The following is an 18,523-nucleotide window of genomic DNA, read 5'->3' on the forward strand; positions in this document are numbered from 1 at the left end:
CGGAAGTTAAGCTCTCTAGCGCCGATGGTAGTTGGGACCTTGTCCCTGTGAGAGTAGGACGTCGCCAAGCAACTAAAAACACAAGTCTTTTGACTTGTGTTTTTTTGTGTTTTTTAAACAGTATGTAAAAAGAAGTAATGGTAATACAAACACGTTGCCCAAGGATGAATCATATTATATAAGAAATTGATGTATATTTTTCTGTAAATTGTTAAGGAATAGAAGTATGAAATATGTCCATTTAAACAGGGAGGGAAGGATATGAAATCACAAAACGAAGTTTGTATTGTTTGTGAGACAGAAAGAAAAGAAGGAATATATGTTTATAATAATTTAATATGTTATGAATGTGAAAAGGACATGGTGAATACGGAGACAAATGATCCGAAGTATATATATTATTTAAAACAGCTTCGGAAATTAGAAGTATCATATTTTTAAATAGGCATATGCCTATTATTTTTTTTGTTCTGTATAATAGAGAAAGAATGAATAATAAGGAAGAGATATAGATGAATCAAAATCGCATACCTTTATATGAGGCATTAATAGAGTTTAAAGAAAGAGGGCCGTTGTCCTTTCATGTTCCAGGTCATAAAAATGGTTTAAACTTCCCTCAGAAGGCAGTAGAGGAGTTTAAAGATATATTATCTATCGATGTGACTGAGTTGTCAGGGTTAGATGATTTACATAGTCCATTTGAATGTATAGATGAGGCACAACAATTATTAGCTGATGTATACGGAGTGGTTAAAAGTTATTTTTTAATTAATGGTTCAACAGTCGGGAACTTAGCAATGATTTTGTCTTGCTGCGGGGAACATGATATTGTTCTTGTACAAAGAAACTGTCACAAATCAATTATTAATGGTTTAAAACTAGCAGGAGCAAATCCTATTTTTTTAGATCCATGGATTGATGAATTTTATAATGTACCGGTGGGAATTCATGATGAAATTATTAAGAAAGCAATTGAAAAGTATCCAAATGCGAAAGCACTCATCTTAACACATCCTAATTATTATGGTATGGGGATAGATTTAGAGGCAAGCATCGCTTATGCACATGCACATAAAATTCCTGTGTTAGTAGATGAAGCACATGGAGCTCATTTTTGTTTAGGCGGGGCGTTTCCAAAGTCAGCGCTAGCATATGGTGCAGATATTGTAGTTCATTCTGCGCATAAAACATTACCCGCGATGACGATGGGTTCCTATCTACATATAAATAGTCGCTTAGTGAGAGAAGAAAAAGTTTCTACTTATTTAAGTATGCTACAATCTAGTAGTCCATCGTATCCAATTATGACTTCTCTTGATATTGCACGCTTTACAATAGCACGTATAAAAGAAAAGGGACATGATGAGATTGTCGAGTTTTTACGGGGATTTAAAGAAGAATTGAGTTCTGTTCCACAAATATCTATTTTACAATATCCATTACAAGACGAGTTAAAGGTTACCGTACAGACACGTTGTCAGTTATCAGGACACGAATTACAGTCTGTATTTGAAAAGGTCGGTATATATACAGAAATGGCAGATCCATATAATGTCTTATTTATTTTGCCTTTGCAAGTAAATAAGGAGTATATGAAGGCTATAGAGATGATTCGAGTGGCATTGCAATCTTATGAGGTGAAAGACAAGAAGGAATCTATTCGTTATACTTATAAAGGAGAAATTTCTCCTTTACCCTATACATATAAACAACTGGAAGGATATGAAACGAAAGTAGTATCTGTAGAAGAAGCGGTTGGGATGATAGCAGCGGAAATGGTAATTCCGTATCCACCTGGCATTCCGTTGATTATGTATGGGGAAAGAATTACTTCAGAACATAAAGAGCAAATTATGTATTTAGAGAAAGCAGGCGCTCGTTTCCAAGGCAACACGAAATATATGAAAGTGTATGATATAGAAAGTAGGTTTTAGGATGAAGGGATTATTTGTAACAATTGAAGGTCCAGAAGGTTCGGGGAAGACAACGTTAATTCAAAGTTTATTGCCATACTTTGAACAAAAAGAAAAAAAGGTAATGGCGACGAGAGAACCAGGTGGTATTGCAATTTCTGAGGATATTAGAACGATTTTACATAAACAAGAGTATACGATGATGGAAGCACGTACAGAGGCGTTGTTATATGCTGCAGCACGTAGACAGCATCTAGTAGAAAAGGTTATGCCGGCACTTAACGAGGATTACCTTGTATTATGTGATCGTTTTATAGATAGCTCTTTAGCGTATCAAGGATATGCAAGAGGATTAGGTATGGATAAAGTATTTGAAATAAATCGCTTTGCAACAGAAGACTGTATGCCTAGTTTAACAATTTACTTAGATATTGAGCCAGAAGTTGGCTTAGCTCGAATTGCAAAAGATGCAGGACGTGAAGTGAATCGATTAGATATGGAAGATATCTCTTTCCATAAACGTGTGCGTGAAGGGTATTTACAAGTTGTAGAACGTTTCTCAGATCGTATTGTATTAGTAAATGCCGATCAGCCAATGGAAAAACTTATAGAAGAAGTTATTCAGGTTATAGAAGATAAATTGTTATAATAGAAGGAAAGAATTGAAATAAGTGAGGTATGCATTATGACGAAGACGTGGGAGCAGCTTTCTGCTATACAACCCATCGGTGTAAAAATGTTGATGAATAGCATTGCAAAAGAGCGTATATCCCACGCTTACTTGTTAGAGGGAGGGAAAGGGACAGGAAAGTTTGCGACTGCAATTCAAATGGCAAAGAGTTTCCTCTGTTCTCAGCGGAATGGGGTAGAGCCTTGTCATGTATGTACAAATTGTAAGCGAATTGATTCAGGTAACCACCCGAACTTACATATTGTAAAACCGGACGGATTATCTATTAAGAAGCAGCAAATTCATGATTTACAAGAAGAGTTTTCAAAAACAGGATTAGAAGCAAATAAAAAAGTATATATTATTGAGCACGCAGACCGTATGACGGCAAATGCAGCGAATACACTTTTGAAATTTTTAGAAGAACCAAGTAGTGATACAACAGCTATTTTACTTACTGAACAAAGTCATCAAATTTTAAATACGATTTTATCTCGCTGTCAAGTTGTTACATTTAGACCTTTACCAACGGAATCTTTAATTAGAAGATTACAGGATGAAGGTATTACAGTATCTTTATCGACACTTGCTGCACAACTCACGAATAGTTTTGATGAAGCTTTAGCTTTATGTAGTGATGAATGGTTTGCACAAGCACGAGCTTTAGTGATAAAATTATGTGAAGCGCTCGAAAAAGATAAAGCCTCTATTTTTTTTGTACAAGAAAAATGGGGAAAACACTTTGGAGAGAAAGAGCAATTACAGCAAGGTTTAGATATGTTACTCCTTATTTATAAGGATTTATTATATGTTCAACTTGGAGAAGAAGATCGTCTTGTTTTTCATGAGCAGAAAGAGATGTTTGAATCTTTCTCCTACGCTCAGAAGCGCATTGTATCAGCTCTCTTTAATATATTAGAGGCAAAAAATAGAATCAACGCTAATGTAAATGCGCAGCTTGTGTTCGAACAGTTAGTGTTGCGGTTGCAGGAGGGATGACCGTTTTGTATGATGTAGTAGGTGTTCGCTTTAAGAAGGCCGGAAAGGTGTATTACTTTGATCCAAATCAGTTCGATATCTCTGAAAATGAGTTTGTAATTGTAGAAACGGTAAGAGGTATTGAATACGGAAAAGTAGTTATTACCAAAAAGCAAGTTGATGAAAACGACGTTGTATTACCGCTAAAAAAGGTTATTCGTATTGCAAATGAAAATGATCGTACCATTGTTGAAGAGAACAAACATGCTGCAAAAGAAGCATATCAAGTTTGTCAGCAAAAGGTAGTAGAACATAATCTTGATATGAAACTTGTAGATGTAGAATATACGTTCGATCGCAACAAGATTATTTTCTACTTTACTGCGGATGGTCGGATTGATTTCCGTGAACTAGTGAAGGACTTAGCGGCAATTTTTAGAACAAGAATTGAACTAAGACAAATTGGTGTTCGTGATGAAGCGAAGATGCTTGGTGGTATTGGTCCATGTGGTCGCATGCTTTGTTGTTCTACTTTTTTAGGAGATTTTGAACCTGTATCCATTAAGATGGCAAAGGATCAAAATTTATCATTAAATCCTGCAAAAATCTCTGGTTTATGTGGTCGCTTAATGTGTTGCTTAAAATATGAGAACGATGAATATGAGGCAGCAAAGGAACAACTTCCTGATTTAGATCAACGTATACAAACCCCGCATGGTACTGGCCGTGTTATCGGATTAAATATTTTAGAAAGATTAATTCAAGTGGAACTAGTAGACAAGGAACGGATAGTAGAATATACGTTAGATGAGTTAGTGAATAAAGGGGTCGTTTCGAGTCAAACCACAGATTAATGAGGTGGGTGCTTGTGGAGAAAAAAGATATTTTTGCATCGGTTTCTAGTATGGAAGAGCAAATTGGACATTTATACAAACAGTTGGGCGAATTAAAACAACATCTTGCAGAGTTGTTGGAAGAGAACCAACATATAAAAATGGAAAATGAAAATTTGCGACACCGCTTTGAAGAAGTGCAGATTAAAGAAAAACAAAAAACTCAAAAACGTAAAGAAGTGAAGCCGAAGACAGCTGATATTGGTGAAGGCTACGATAATTTAGCAAGACTATATCAAGAAGGTTTTCATATTTGTAATCTGCATTATGGAAGTGTACGTAAAGAGGGAGATTGTTTATTCTGCCTGTCATTTTTAAATAAAAAGTGAAATTACCTTTCCAATAATAATTGGAAAGGTAATTTTTTATACATGAGGGTAGAATGAAATATGTTTTTTATTAGTTGAAGATGAAATAGGGTAGGTTAAGTGTAAGAAAAGGAGTAACATATGAATTTATATGAAGATGAACGTTTAGATTACTTATTAGCACAAGATTTAAAGATTATACAAAGCCCATCAGTATTTAACTTTTCGTTAGATGCTGTTTTACTTGCAGATTTTGCTTGGGTACCAATTCAAAAAGGTAATTTACTTGATTTGTGTACAGGTAATGCAGTTGTGCCCCTTCTATTAAGTACAAGAACGAAAGGGAATATTACTGGCGTGGAAATTCAAGAACGCTTATATGATATGGGAATAAGAAGTGTTCAATATAATAAGTTGGAAGAAAGAATTCACTTAATACACGGGGATTTGAAAGATATGCCGGAGAAACTTGGACGTCATCAATATGATGTTGTCACATGTAATCCGCCTTATTTCCAAACACCTGCAACTTCTGAAAAAAATATGAATGAACATTTAGCGATAGCTCGTCATGAAATCATGTGTACATTAGAGGATGTTGTATCTGCAAGTAGTCAGCTAGTAAAGCAAGGCGGGAAAGTAGCATTTGTACATCGCCCAGGTCGTTTACTAGACATTGTTACATTAATGCGTAAATACAAAATTGAACCAAAGCGTGTACGATTTGTGTATCCTAAGGCAGGAAAAGAAGCGAATACATTGTTAATTGAAGGAATTAAGGACGGAAATGCCGATCTGAAAATATTGCCACCTCTTTTTGTATATGAAGAAAATAATGAATATACAAAGGAGATTCGTTCTATTTTATATGGAGAAGAATAAGCATTGTTTTTATGTAGTAGAGTGCTCTGATAGAAGTTATTATGCTGGATATACAAATCATATAGAGAAACGGATTGAGACCCATAATGGCGGAAAAGGGGCTAAGTATACGCGTGCTAGACTTCCTGTTGTTTTAAAATACGTAGAATTTCATGAAGATAAACGTACAGCTATGCAAGCAGAGTATTATTTTAAGCAATTAAATAGAAAACAAAAAGAAGAATATATGCAAAAAGGAGAACGCTATGTGGCAACAAAAAAGCTTTCAACAAAATGAAAAGGGAGTTTTATATTTAGTACCAACTCCTATTGGAAATTTAGAAGATATGACATTTCGTGCAATTCGAATTTTAAAAGAAGCTGATTTAATTGCTGCTGAAGATACGAGACAAACGAAAAAACTTTGTAATTATTTTGAAATTGAGACGCCTGTGATGAGTTACCACGAGCATAATAAGGAAGTAAGTGGAAAGAAAATATTAGAGAAGTTAGACGAAGGGAAGACTGTAGCACTTGTTAGTGATGCTGGTATGCCGTGTATTTCCGATCCAGGTTACGATATTGTTGTAGAGGCCGTAACGGAACAGTATCATGTAATCCCGCTTCCTGGGGCAAATGCAGCCCTTACAGCATTAATTGCATCAGGTCTTGAAACAAAACAGTTTTATTTCTATGGATTTTTACAAAGAAATAAAAAAGAAAGAAAATTGGAGTTAGAGAAGCTTCGTTATGTACAAACTACAATGATGTTTTATGAAGCGCCTCACCGTCTGGATGATACTTTAATCTCGATGCAAGAAGTGTTGGGAAATAGAGAAATTGTATTATGTCGGGAGTTAACGAAAAAATTCGAGGAATTTATTCGAGGAACAGTCGAAGAAGCCATTGAGTGGACGAAGCAAAATGAAGTTCGTGGTGAGTTTTGTATTTTAGTAGCTGGGTCAACAGAAGAACCTGCTCCAGAAGAACAATGGTGGGAATCTATTTCAGTATATGATCATATTGAACATTATATAAACGAAAAAGGGATGAATTCAAAAGAGGCGATAAAAACAGTCGCGAAAGATCGAGATTTGTCGAAACGCGATGTATATCAAATCTATCATGTAGATAAAAAATAAGCTTCTCATAATTGAGAAGCTTATTTTGCTGTTTCGATATAATCTTGAAGTTCGTTTAAGATTTGCTCAGCGCCTTCTTTGCTTAAGATAATTTTACCTTCAGCTAAAGATAGGTTGCCATCAGATACTTCACCAGTTACTTGGCAAGTCATGTTTGGCTTATATTTTTTTAAGATGATTTTCTCGTCATCAACGTAGATTTCAAGAGCATCCTTTTCTGCAATACCTAAAGTACGGCGTAATTCAATTGGAATTACTACACGACCTAATTCATCAACTTTACGAACGATACCAGTAGATTTCATAATTCTTTTCCTCCTAAAGAAATAGTTTATAAGTTTCGAGTCTATTTTCTAGATTCGTCATTTTTCGACAAAATACCCTATGGACATATGATACCAATCATTTACATTTCCGTCAATTCTTTAATTCTATATTTTTTAAAAAGATTTATAGATTTCTTACTTCTTATATATAATAGAATGTGAGTAATTTCTACTATTATTTCACTTTATTTTCAGAAAAATTTATAAATTATAAGTGAGGACTGTATATTTTCTTGAAATATGAGTAATAGATGATAAAGGTATCAAGTATTAACTCGTTTTTATCCCGCATTAACAAGCGGTAAGATTTTAAATTTAAAATTCGGCTGGAGCAAAGAGATTAAGTAGGAGCCAGATTGCTCGTAAAAGCCCGATTGGTGCAGGCTAATAATCCGCGGGAATGAACAAAACCCCTCACAGATTAAAGTTTCACTTTATATATAAGTTTTTGATATACTATTTATAAATACATATGAGGTTATCCGGGAGGTCCAAAACAATGACAGAGGAAAACAAATCCTTTTATATTACTACCCCAATTTATTATCCAAGTGGAAAATTACACATTGGACATGCTTATACAACAGTAGCAGGAGATGCAATGGCACGATATAAGCGTATGCAAGGATATAATGTTCATTATTTAACAGGAACTGATGAGCATGGACAGAAGATCCAAAAGAAAGCAGAAGAATTAAACGTTACACCACAAGCATATGTGGATAACATCGTTGCAGGAATTAAAGAACTTTGGGAGAAGATGGATATCTCTTATGACGATTTTATTCGTACAACGGAAGATCGTCATAAAGATGTTGTTGAAAAAATCTTCAAACAACTAGTAGATCAAGGTGATATTTACCTTGATGAATATGAAGGTTGGTATTCTGTACAAGATGAGACATTCTATACGGAGCATCAATTAGTAGATCCAATTATGGAAGGTGACAAAGTAGTTGGAGGAAAAAGTCCAGATAGTGGTCATGATGTAGAACTTGTTCGTGAAGAATCTTATTTCTTTAGAATGGGTAAATATGTCGACAGACTATTAAAATTCTATGAAGATAATCCACATTTCATTCAGCCGGAATCTCGTAAGAATGAAATGATTAATAACTTCATTAAACCAGGCTTAGAAGATTTAGCAGTTTCTCGTACCTCATTTGACTGGGGAGTTCGTGTTCCAGGTAACCCGAAACACGTTATTTACGTATGGGTTGACGCATTATCTAACTACATTACAGCATTAGGTTATGGAACAGAAAATGAAGAGATGTATAAGAAGTTCTGGCCGGCAGACGTGCATTTAGTTGGAAAAGAGATCGTTCGTTTCCATACAATTTATTGGCCAATCATTTTAATGGCATTAGATTTACCTCTTCCGAAAAAAGTCTTTGCTCACGGTTGGATTTTAATGAAAGATGGAAAGATGAGTAAGTCAAAAGGAAACGTAGTAGATCCAGTTACATTAATCGATCGTTACGGATTAGATGCATTACGTTATTACTTACTTCGTGAAGTTCCATTCGGATCAGATGGCGTATTCACACCAGAAGGATTTGTGGAGCGTATTAATTTCGACTTAGCAAATGACTTAGGTAACTTATTAAATCGTACAGTAGCTATGATTGATAAGTACTTTAACGGAGAAATCCCTGCATTTAAAGCAAATGTAACGGAATTCGATGAAACGTTAGTAACGTTTGCGCAAGGTACATTGAAAAAAGTAGAAGAAGCAATGGAGAATATGGAATTCTCTGTAGCACTAAGCTCAATTTGGCAATTGGTTAGCCGTACGAATAAATATATTGATGAAACACAACCATGGGTACTAGCAAAAGATGAGAATGATCGTGAAAAGTTAGCTTCTGTAATGGCTCATTTAGCAGAGGTACTTCGTCAAACGGGTATTATGCTTATGCCATTCTTAACAGTAGCACCAAGCAAGATGTTCGCTCAGCTTGGTCTTACTGAAGAAGCACATACATCTTGGGAAAGTCTATCTACAATTGGCTGCATTCCAGCTGGAACGAAAGTAGAAAAAGGAAACCCAATTTTCCCTCGTTTAGAAATGGAAGTAGAGGTAGCGTACATTAAAGAACAAATGAAAAGCTCTGCTCCTAAAGTAGAAGAGAAAAAAGAAGAAGAACCGAAGGCAGAAGAAATTACAATTGATGATTTCTTTAAAGTAGAATTACGCGTAGCTGAAGTACTATCTGCTGAACCTGTGAAAAAAGCAGACAAGTTGTTAAAAATTCAACTAGACTTAGGCACAGAAAAGCGTCAAGTTGTTTCTGGAATTGCAAAATTCTATTCACCAGAAGACCTAAAAGGTAAAAAGGTTATTTGTGTAACAAACTTAAAACCTGTAAAATTACGCGGTGAATTATCACAAGGTATGATTTTAGCGGGTGAAGAGAATGGTGTATTGTCATTAGCGTCAATTGACCAAAATCTACCAAATGGTACAAAAATCAAGTAATTAAGACAAGAAAGGAGATGTTTCACGTGTAACATGTGTGAAGCGTCTTTTTTCTTTTTACACTCTCAATTTTTGCATTAAGATTGTAGTATTGTTATCGTTAAGTTATGAAAAAGCTTATTTTTGTGAAATAAACTTGATTTCAATATAAAAGGAGTTATGTATTATGTTGTTTGATACACATTCACATTTGAATGCAGAGCAATTTGAAGAAGATTTACAAGAAGTTATTGCTCGAATGAAAGAAGCGGGAGTTACTTATACAGTTGTTGTTGGTTTTGATGAAGTAACGATAAAAAAGGCGATTGAATTAGCTGAAGCCTATGATTTTATTTACGCTGCGGTTGGATGGCATCCAGTTGATGCAATCGATATGACAGAAGAACATTTAGCATGGTTAGAAGAACTTGCTTCTCATCCTAAAGTCGTTGCACTTGGAGAAATGGGCTTAGATTATCACTGGGATAAGTCCCCAAAAGAAATACAGAAAGAAGTATTCCGTAAACAAATTGCATTAGCGAAAAAGGTGAAATTGCCGATTATTATACATAACCGCGATGCAACTCAAGATATTGTTGATATTCTAGAAGAAGAGAATGCAGCTGAAGTAGGAGGTATTATGCATTGCTTTAGCGGCAGCGTAGAAGTGGCAGAGCGATGTGTTGATATGAACTTTTTGATTTCGTTAGGCGGACCAGTTACATTTAAAAACGCTAAGAAGCCAAAAGAAGTTGCTGCGGAGATTCCGTTAGAGAAATTGTTAATAGAGACGGATTGTCCTTATTTAACACCGCATCCATTTCGAGGGAAACGAAATGAACCAAGTTATGTAAAACTCGTAGCAGAAGAAATTGCGAACTTAAAAGGAATTTCTTATGAGGAAGTAGCAGAAGTAACAACAAAAAATGCAAAGGCTTTGTTTGGTGTTGAATAAAAAGGAGTGGGAGAACCCATTCTTTTTTTATTTTTATAAAAAAGTAGCAGGAGTGATAGAGAAAATACGGGCAAATAAGGAAGTGTTACAATAAGGAGAGAGAACAAAGTTTTGGACATTCTATTTTTTAAAATGTAAGAATGGGGAAAATAATAATGGAAAAGTCGTCATTTTTTTGTTTTACTAAGTAGAGACGAAACGAGTGTGGAGGCAAGCATGAAAATTAAAGAGATTATCGTTGTAGAAGGTAAAGATGATACAGTTGCGATTAAGCGTGCTGTTGATGCGGATACAATTGAAACGAACGGTTCAGCAATCGGTGATCATGTTATTGAGCAAGTTAAATTAGCGCTGCAAAAAAGAGGCGTTATTATTTTTACAGATCCGGATTATCCTGGAGAGCGTATTCGAAAAATTATTTCTGATAAGGTGCCTGGATGTAAACATGCTTTTTTACCGAAGGAAGAAGCACTTGCTAAAAGGAAAAAAGGTGTCGGAATTGAACATGCTTCTAATGAATCAATTCGCCGTGCTTTAGAGAATATACATGAAGAAATGGAAGCTTACACAAGTGAAATTAGTTGGAGCGATCTAGTCGATGCAGGTTTAGTGGGCGGAGAAATGGCGAAGAGTCGTAGAGAAAGAATGGGTAAGCTATTAAAGATTGGCTATACAAACGCAAAACAGTTACATAAACGTTTACAAATGTTTCAAGTTTCAAAAGAATCATTTGCAGAAGCTTATAAGCAAGTCATACAGGAGGAAAGAAAATGAAGGATATCGCAACGCCAAATCGTACGAAAGACATTGTTGAAAAGTATGGATTTTCATTCAAAAAAAGTTTAGGACAAAATTTCTTAATTGATACGAATGTATTAAATCGTATTGTTGATCACGCTGAAATTGGACCAGAAAGTGGTGCAATTGAAATTGGGCCAGGTATCGGTGCATTAACAGAACAATTAGCGAAGCGTGCTAAAAAAGTTGTGGCTTTTGAAATCGATCAAAGATTATTACCGATCTTAGATGAGACGTTAGCTCCATATGGAAATGTTACAGTTATTAATAAAGATGTACTAAAGGCAGATGTACACGAGGTGTTTAGCGAGCAATTTGAAGAAGGGCAAGATGTAATGGTAGTAGCTAATTTACCATACTATATTACAACGCCAATTTTATTTAAATTGCTAGAAGAGAAATTACCGGTTCGTGGATTTGTTGTTATGATGCAAAAAGAAGTTGGGGATCGTTTAGCTGCTAAACCTGGAACGAAAGAGTATGGTTCTTTATCAATCGCTATTCAGTATTATACAGAGGTAGAAACAGTTATGACTGTGCCGCGTACAGTGTTTGTACCACAACCAAATGTTGATTCTGCAATTATACGTCTCCTAAAGCGTCCGAAACCAGTTGTAGAAGTAACAGATGAGACGTTCTTCTTTGAAGTAGTACGAGCAAGTTTTGCACAGCGTCGTAAAACGTTAATGAATAATTTATCAAATAATTTAAATGGTTTCCCGAAAGATAAAGAGCTGTTGGATCGAATTTTAACAGAGGTAGGAATTGATCCAAAACGAAGAGGCGAGACGCTATCTATCGAGGAGTTTGCAACATTAAGTAACGCATTAGTTCTTCATAAATTATCATAAGAATATAAAAGGGACAGTTCAACTTGAACTGTCCCTTTTGTCACCTTTCCCCTCCTAAATTCATACTTTAAAAACAGGTAAGATGGCCTAACGAGTTTGGAGGTAGGAGAATGGCTTTACATGTTGGAGAATTAGTGGAACGATATTCTCATAATAGGGATATCCTTTTTCGTATTATAGAAATAAAAGGCGAGATAGCTATATTGTTTGGAGAGGAAATTAGATTGGTGGCAGATGCGCCACTTGAAGATTTAATTAGTATAGATCAACGAGAACACAAAAAGAGAGCGAAGCGTGAGAAAGAAACAATGGAGCGCACGTATCGTTTGTTTCAACAAGATTATGTATTAATGAAACAAAGGCATGAACACACTTCAACTGGTGGGTATACAAGTGAGGTGAATTATTTTCAAATGCCGGGACGTGTATTGCATATAGATGGAGACCCATTATATTTGCGCAAGTGTCTAGACTTATATAATAAAATTGGTGTTCCTGTACAAGGTATTCATTGTAAAGAAACAGAGATGCATGAAAAGGTAGTAGATTTAATAGACCATTTTCGTCCAGACATCTTAGTAATCACAGGGCACGATGCATATACAAAAGCAAAAGGAGTAAAGGGAGATTTAGCGGCATATAGGCATTCAAGGCATTTTGTACAGGCTGTGAGAGAAGTGCGAAAAAAATATCCATCACTAGATCAACTCGTTATTTTTGCTGGGGCATGTCAATCACACTTTGAAGCATTAATTCGAGCTGGTGCTAATTTTGCTAGTTCCCCATCTAGAATTAATATTCACGCACTAGATCCTGTATATGTGGTTGGTAAAATTAGTTTTACTTCATTTATGGAGAGAGTCAATGTATGGGACGTTGTACGTAATACGATTACTGGCGAAAAGGGACTTGGTGGGATTGAGACGAGGGGCATTTTACGAACTGGATTACCCTTTCAACATTATGAAGAATAAGCAAGGTACATATGTATCTTGCTTTTTTATGTGGAAAGGATTTAAATCAGCTTGGATAAAAAGAGACAAGAACGCACAAACTACATAATGATACTTTTACAATATAGTATTTCTTCTATCTATTCGAACGCATAATGCTTTTATAATGATATTGTCTGTGAGTTGCGGTTAATAATTGGGATAGATATATCGTGTTTTAAGTGTTCAATCTAAATTACAGCGAGGTGTAACGAAGTATATGTCAAAACGTTTAGATGAAATTAAAAGCGAATTAGATCACCATCTTGGACAGAGACTGATGTTAAAGGCAAACAGTGGGAGAAGAAAAACGGTAGAACAATCAGGTGTACTTGCAGAAACGTATCGTTCTGTTTTTGTTGTACAACTGGATCAGCAAGAAGACGCGTTGCAACGTGTATCGTATAGCTATGCGGATGTTTTAACAGAGACAGTAGAATTAACATTTTATGGAGACCCTCATAATGAAGTGATTTTATAATTTATGTATCGTTACATATATTCCCACAAATGAAAAGCTATATTATTTTGCATACTAATTATACCGTAGCAAAATAAGGGGGGACTCTGCATTGAGTAGACGAAGAGGTGTCATGTCAAATCAATTTAAAGAAGAGCTTGCAAAAGAGCTAGGCTTTTATGATGTTGTTCAGAAAGAAGGCTGGGGCGGAATTCGTGCGAAAGATGCTGGTAACATGGTGAAACGTGCTATAGAAATTGCAGAACAGCAATTAATGAAACAAAACCAGTAGTTGTAAGATACTTTCTATGCTACGGTAGCCGAGGAGTGATTCCTCGGCTTTTTGTACTATAAAAGGTGCCATCATTTTACATAAGTAGTTTCATTCTGAATGCTTTTCGTTATAATTAGGGAAGTGTCATCGTCTTACTATAAATTTATGGTAAAATAAACGATAAAAGATTGAGTACATAGAGTGGGTGAATAGATTGAAGCTACTAGTGAAAGCACCAGCAAAGATTAATCTGTCGTTAGATGTACTGGGAAAAAGACAAGACGGATATCATGAAGTGAAAATGATTATGACAACAATTGATTTAGCGGATCGTTTAGAACTAATGGAATTAGCAGAAGACCGTATTGAAATTTTATCCCATAATCGGTATGTCCCAGACGACCAAAGAAATTTAGCTTATCAAGCAGCGAGATTATTAAAAGAGAAGTTTAATGTGAAAAAAGGCGTATCTATTACTATTGAAAAAACGATTCCAGTAGCAGCTGGATTAGCAGGTGGAAGTAGTGATGCAGCAGCGACATTACGTGGCCTTAATAAATTATGGAATTTAGGGCTTACAATTGACCAATTAGCAGAGCTTGGCGCAGAAATTGGATCAGATGTATCGTTTTGCGTATATGGCGGGACAGCAATTGCCACTGGAAGAGGAGAGAAAATTGAGCACATAAAAACTCCACCTTCTTGTTGGGTTATTTTAGCGAAACCTCATATTGGCGTATCTACTGCTGATGTGTATGGAAATTTAAAATTAAATCGAGTTACACATCCAGATGTAGATAAAATGGTTGATGTCATAAATGCCGGGGATTACAAAGGGATTTGTGATACTGTTGGTAACGTTTTAGAAGATGTAACATTTGCGATGCATCCTGAAGTTGCACGTATTAAGGCACAGATGAAGCGATTTGGGGCGGATGCTGTTTTAATGAGTGGAAGTGGTCCAACTGTATTTGGTCTTGTGCACCATGATTCGCGAATGCATCGTATATATAACGGATTAAAAGGATTTTGTGAACAAGTATACGCAGTACGTTTATTGGGAGAGCGAGAAACGCTTGAATAAAGACGTATAATACGTTATGATTTGTTTAGAATATTCGTGATTTGAGGTGAGAGTATGAAAATTAGACGAAGTACAAGATTAGTCGATATGACGTATTACTTGTTACAAAACCCTCGTCAGCTAGTTTCTCTCACTTTTTTTGCTGAAAGGTATCAATCAGCTAAGTCTTCCATTAGTGAAGATTTAGTTATTATTAAGCAAACGTTTGAACAACAAGGGGTCGGCACATTGCAAACGATACCAGGAGCAGCAGGAGGAGTGAAATATATACCGTATATAAGTGAGGAAGAGGCAGATCTAATTATTGGTGAGCTTTGTAGCTTATTTGAGAATCCAGATCGTATTTTGCCTGGTGGTTACTTATATATGACAGATCTTTTAAGTAATCCTCGTCATATTAATGGCGCAGGTCGTTTGTTTGCTTCTGTTTTTGCTAGGCAACCAATTGATGCAGTTATGACGGTGGCAACAAAGGGAATTCCACTTGCTTATGCAGTGGCGAATTACTTAGATGTACCGGTAGTAATTGCAAGGAAAGACAATAAGGTAACAGAAGGACCAACTGTTAGTATTAACTATGTATCAGGTTCTTCTAAGCGTATTCAAACAATGACGTTAGCGAAGCGTAGCCTTCCAGAAGGATCAAATGTTTTAATTATTGATGACTTCATGAAAGCTGGCGGAACCATTCAAGGTATGATGAGTATGTTAGAAGAGTTTAAAGCTAATGTTGTTGGTATTGGTGTATTAGTAGAGTCCACAGATATTGAAGAAAGACTAATTAATAACTTTGTATCATTAATTCGTTTATCAGAAGTTGATGTGAAAGAAAAAGCGATTCAAGTGGAAAAGGGAAATTATTCACTGGCACCATTTGATGAAGGGCTTGTAGAGGCTGAGTAAAAAGGTAAAGCAAATCGCTTTATCTTTTTTTATTCTATTTATAAATTATAAAATAGATGGACAAACTGCTTTTCGTGCACTATTTTTAAAGAGTAAAAATAAATAATAAAAGGGTGACAGATATGAAAGTTGTTCAAACAAACAATGCACCACAAGCAATTGGACCATATTCACAAGGGATTATTGTAAATAATATGTTTTACAGCTCAGGACAAATTCCGTTAACTGCGGGTGGAGAGCTTGTAGCAGGAGATGTAACAGTACAAACAGAGCAAGTATTTCAAAACTTACAAGCAGTATTAGAAGAAGCGGGTGCTTCATTTGATACAGTAGTAAAAACAACAGTATTCTTAAAAGATATGGATGATTTTAATGCTGTTAATGAAGTATATGGCTCTTATTTCTCTGCTCATAAGCCAGCTCGTTCTTGTGTACAAGTAGCAAAATTACCGAAAGATGTTTCAGTTGAAATTGAGGTAATTGCCCTAGTTAAGTAATTCTTTGTAAGCGATAACCTCCACAAATCTCTATATTCAATTACATTAAAAATTTTTATCTTAAAAATTTTTAAAAAATTAAAGGGAAAATAGAAATTTTGTGGAATTTATACAAATATATCGCTTATTTAGAAAAGGGTGGTGAACACAAGATGGAAGTGACTGACGTAAGATTACGCCGCGTAAACACAGAAGGCCGCATGAGAGCAATTGCCTCTATTACTCTAGACCATGAATTTGTTGTTCATGATATTCGTGTAATTGATGGTAATAATGGATTATTTGTAGCAATGCCAAGTAAACGTACTCCAGATGGAGAGTTCCGTGACATTGCACATCCAATTAATTCTGGTACACGCTCTAAAATTCAAGATGCGGTTTTAACAGAGTATCATCGTTTAGGCGAGTTAGAAGAGGTTGAGTTTGAAGAAGCGGGTGCTTCGTAAAATTCGAATGAAAAGGGCTTTTTAGAGAAAGCCCTATAATTTTGCAACAAACTCCTGTAAGCATTTACAGGGGTTTGTTTTTTTGTGTTTATACATATATTCTGTTTAGAAAATTCTAAATTGAATAAAAGAAAGAGGGGAACTTCTAATTTTTTCAAAATGATTTTAAATAGTATAGCTTATTTCTTAAAAAAGATACTAAAGAGTAAAACATCTTATAAGAATTATGGTAAAATTTAATAGTTAAAATGTGTTTCTTGAAATATATGATGATTTAGGATAATATCGTTAATGGATAAATAGGTTGCGATGGAGGGTCTATATGTCAAACAGATTTGCAGTGATTCTAGCTGCAGGTAAAGGCACGCGTATGAAGTCTAAGCTATACAAAGTGCTTCATCCTGTATGTGGAAAACCTATGGTACAACATGTTGTCGATCAAGTATCTCAATTAGGATTGCAGAAACTTGTAACAGTCGTAGGACATGGTGCTGAAATGGTACAAGAACAGCTAGGAAACGTAAGTGAGTTTGCATTACAAGCAGAACAACTTGGTACAGCACATGCTGTAGATCAAGCTGCAAGTGTACTTGCAAATGAAGAAGGAACAACTTTAGTTATTTGTGGCGATACACCGCTAATAACTGCTGAAACGATGGAAGCATTGCTTCAGCAACATAAAGAAGCAGGGGCAATGGCAACGGTGCTAACAGCTTACATAGAAGAACCTGCTGGATATGGTCGTATCGTTCGTAATGAGAATGGTCATGTTGAAAAGATTGTTGAGCATAAGGATGCAAATGAGAAAGAATTAGCTATTAAAGAAATCAATACAGGTACGTATTGTTTTGATAATAAAGCTTTATTCGCTTCACTTTCTAAAGTTTCAAATGATAACGTACAAGGTGAATATTACCTGCCAGATGTTATTGAGATTTTAAAAAATGAAGGTCATATTGTATCGGCTTATCAAACAGAGCACTTCGATGAAACGTTAGGTGTTAACGACAGAGTCGCTCTATCGCAAGCGGAAATTATTATGAAAAACCGTATCAACCGAAAGAACATGGTAAATGGTGTTACAATTATTGATCCAAGTAACACGTATATTTCTGCTGATGCAATTATCGGTAGTGATACAGTTCTTCATCCAGGAACAATTATTGAGGGAAACACTGTAATTGGTTCTGATTGTGAAATTGGGCCGCATACAGTAATTCGCGATAGTGAAATTGGAGATCGTACGACAATTCGTCAATCTACTGTACATGATAGTAAACTTGGTACAGAAGTATCGGTTGGTCCATTTGCACATATTCGCCCAGATTCAGTTATTGGAGATGAAGTACGCGTTGGAAACTTCGTGGAAATTAAAAAAACTGTTTTTGGTAATAGAAGTAAAGCTTCACACTTAAGTTATATCGGGGATGCACAAGTTGGAGAAGACGTGAATCTTGGTTGTGGTTCAATTACGGTGAACTATGACGGTAAGAATAAATTCAAAACTGTGATTGGTAACGGGGTATTTATTGGATGTAATTCAAACCTTGTTGCTCCTGTAACAGTTGAAGATGGTGCTTATGTGGCAGCAGGCTCTACAATTACAGAGAATGTTCCATCAAAAGCATTATCTGTAGCACGTGCACGTCAAGTTAACAAAGAAGACTATGTTGATCAATTGCTGAATAAGAAAAAATCATAATGTGGAGGG

The 18,523-nt window shown here is 35.6% G+C and carries 22 protein-coding genes; 21 read left to right on the forward strand and 1 reads right to left on the reverse strand.

Translation table 11 applies throughout. The features are described 5' to 3' along the window. Window positions 1–261 precede the first annotated feature (261 nt). The 9 genes from AC3WVA_RS28105 to rsmI all read left to right on the forward strand — a co-directional run bounded on the left by AC3WVA_RS28105 (window position 262) and on the right by rsmI (window position 6,765). A complete protein-coding gene (locus AC3WVA_RS28105) occupies window positions 262–441 on the forward strand; it encodes a sigma factor G inhibitor Gin (RefSeq protein ID WP_000842028.1) in 180 nt (59 codons plus the stop codon). Between the two features lie 71 nt (window positions 442–512). Then, window positions 513–1,934, forward strand: a complete 1,422-nt coding sequence (locus AC3WVA_RS28110) for an aminotransferase class I/II-fold pyridoxal phosphate-dependent enzyme (protein WP_492322405.1) — start codon at window positions 513–515, stop codon at window positions 1,932–1,934. A gap of 1 nt (window position 1,935) precedes the next feature. Beyond that, on the forward strand, window positions 1,936–2,562 hold the full coding sequence (gene tmk, locus AC3WVA_RS28115) for a dTMP kinase (RefSeq protein ID WP_048526380.1): 627 nt from the start codon (window positions 1,936–1,938) through the stop codon (window positions 2,560–2,562). 36 nt (window positions 2,563–2,598) lie between these two features. Next, window positions 2,599–3,582, forward strand: a complete 984-nt coding sequence (holB, locus tag AC3WVA_RS28120; RefSeq protein WP_048526381.1) for a DNA polymerase III subunit delta' — start codon at window positions 2,599–2,601, stop codon at window positions 3,580–3,582. A gap of 5 nt (window positions 3,583–3,587) precedes the next feature. After that, a complete protein-coding gene (locus AC3WVA_RS28125) occupies window positions 3,588–4,415 on the forward strand; it encodes a PSP1 domain-containing protein (protein ID WP_000272429.1) in 828 nt (275 codons plus the stop codon). A gap of 14 nt (window positions 4,416–4,429) precedes the next feature. Next, window positions 4,430–4,783: a DNA replication initiation control protein YabA gene (gene yabA, locus AC3WVA_RS28130; RefSeq protein WP_000412055.1), complete on the forward strand. Its 354-nt coding sequence runs from the start codon at window positions 4,430–4,432 to the stop codon at window positions 4,781–4,783. Between the two features lie 120 nt (window positions 4,784–4,903). Continuing rightward, window positions 4,904–5,644, forward strand: coding sequence for a tRNA1(Val) (adenine(37)-N6)-methyltransferase (locus AC3WVA_RS28135; protein ID WP_001055351.1), 741 nt, complete (start codon window positions 4,904–4,906; stop codon window positions 5,642–5,644). After that, a complete protein-coding gene (locus AC3WVA_RS28140; protein ID WP_098345286.1) occupies window positions 5,631–5,921 on the forward strand; it encodes a GIY-YIG nuclease family protein in 291 nt (96 codons plus the stop codon). The genes AC3WVA_RS28135 and AC3WVA_RS28140 overlap by 14 nt, the downstream gene beginning before the upstream one ends. Further along, complete coding sequence (gene rsmI, locus AC3WVA_RS28145) at window positions 5,890–6,765, forward strand: 16S rRNA (cytidine(1402)-2'-O)-methyltransferase (protein ID WP_048526383.1); 876 nt, start codon at window positions 5,890–5,892, stop codon at window positions 6,763–6,765. Before AC3WVA_RS28140 ends, rsmI begins: the two co-directional genes overlap by 32 nt. A gap of 20 nt (window positions 6,766–6,785) precedes the next feature. Here rsmI and abrB read toward each other — a convergent pair whose 3' ends face one another. Next, entirely contained in the window at window positions 6,786–7,070 is a 285-nt protein-coding gene (abrB, locus tag AC3WVA_RS28150) for a transition state genes transcriptional regulator AbrB (protein ID WP_000843036.1), read from the reverse strand. Window positions 7,071–7,590: 520 nt separating this feature from the next. Between abrB and metG the strand changes: the two genes are divergently transcribed. From metG to glmU, 12 genes are all read left to right on the forward strand, one after another. Next, the gene (gene metG / locus AC3WVA_RS28155) at window positions 7,591–9,573 is read left to right on the forward strand and encodes a methionine--tRNA ligase (RefSeq protein WP_048526384.1); all 1,983 of its coding nucleotides are present in this window, start codon (window positions 7,591–7,593) and stop codon (window positions 9,571–9,573) included. Between the two features lie 166 nt (window positions 9,574–9,739). Continuing rightward, a complete protein-coding gene (locus tag AC3WVA_RS28160; protein WP_098345285.1) occupies window positions 9,740–10,507 on the forward strand; it encodes a TatD family hydrolase in 768 nt (255 codons plus the stop codon). A gap of 216 nt (window positions 10,508–10,723) precedes the next feature. Continuing rightward, on the forward strand, window positions 10,724–11,281 hold the full coding sequence (rnmV, locus tag AC3WVA_RS28165) for a ribonuclease M5 (RefSeq protein WP_000692830.1): 558 nt from the start codon (window positions 10,724–10,726) through the stop codon (window positions 11,279–11,281). After that, window positions 11,278–12,156: a 16S rRNA (adenine(1518)-N(6)/adenine(1519)-N(6))-dimethyltransferase RsmA gene (gene rsmA / locus AC3WVA_RS28170; protein WP_071758545.1), complete on the forward strand. Its 879-nt coding sequence runs from the start codon at window positions 11,278–11,280 to the stop codon at window positions 12,154–12,156. Before rnmV ends, rsmA begins: the two co-directional genes overlap by 4 nt. Before the next feature lie 110 nt (window positions 12,157–12,266). Beyond that, window positions 12,267–13,130, forward strand: a complete 864-nt coding sequence (yabG, locus tag AC3WVA_RS28175; RefSeq protein ID WP_048526387.1) for a sporulation peptidase YabG — start codon at window positions 12,267–12,269, stop codon at window positions 13,128–13,130. Window positions 13,131–13,368: 238 nt separating this feature from the next. Continuing rightward, window positions 13,369–13,629, forward strand: a complete 261-nt coding sequence (gene veg / locus AC3WVA_RS28180; protein WP_000044347.1) for a biofilm formation stimulator Veg — start codon at window positions 13,369–13,371, stop codon at window positions 13,627–13,629. A gap of 91 nt (window positions 13,630–13,720) precedes the next feature. Next, window positions 13,721–13,900: an acid-soluble spore protein SspF gene (gene sspF, locus AC3WVA_RS28185; RefSeq protein WP_001985066.1), complete on the forward strand. Its 180-nt coding sequence runs from the start codon at window positions 13,721–13,723 to the stop codon at window positions 13,898–13,900. A gap of 196 nt (window positions 13,901–14,096) precedes the next feature. Beyond that, window positions 14,097–14,966: a 4-(cytidine 5'-diphospho)-2-C-methyl-D-erythritol kinase gene (ispE, locus tag AC3WVA_RS28190; RefSeq protein WP_141539708.1), complete on the forward strand. Its 870-nt coding sequence runs from the start codon at window positions 14,097–14,099 to the stop codon at window positions 14,964–14,966. A gap of 54 nt (window positions 14,967–15,020) precedes the next feature. Continuing rightward, window positions 15,021–15,869: a pur operon repressor gene (purR, locus tag AC3WVA_RS28195; RefSeq protein ID WP_000702473.1), complete on the forward strand. Its 849-nt coding sequence runs from the start codon at window positions 15,021–15,023 to the stop codon at window positions 15,867–15,869. A 122-nt stretch (window positions 15,870–15,991) separates the two neighbouring features. Continuing rightward, window positions 15,992–16,366: a RidA family protein gene (locus AC3WVA_RS28200; protein WP_048526389.1), complete on the forward strand. Its 375-nt coding sequence runs from the start codon at window positions 15,992–15,994 to the stop codon at window positions 16,364–16,366. Between the two features lie 152 nt (window positions 16,367–16,518). Next, entirely contained in the window at window positions 16,519–16,812 is a 294-nt protein-coding gene (gene spoVG / locus AC3WVA_RS28205; RefSeq protein WP_000454041.1) for a septation regulator SpoVG, read from the forward strand. A gap of 322 nt (window positions 16,813–17,134) precedes the next feature. Next, the gene (gene glmU, locus AC3WVA_RS28210) at window positions 17,135–18,514 is read left to right on the forward strand and encodes a bifunctional UDP-N-acetylglucosamine diphosphorylase/glucosamine-1-phosphate N-acetyltransferase GlmU (protein WP_000071036.1); all 1,380 of its coding nucleotides are present in this window, start codon (window positions 17,135–17,137) and stop codon (window positions 18,512–18,514) included. Window positions 18,515–18,523 lie beyond the last annotated feature (9 nt).

The organism is Bacillus sp. EB106-04-02-XG92, assembly GCF_058791995.1.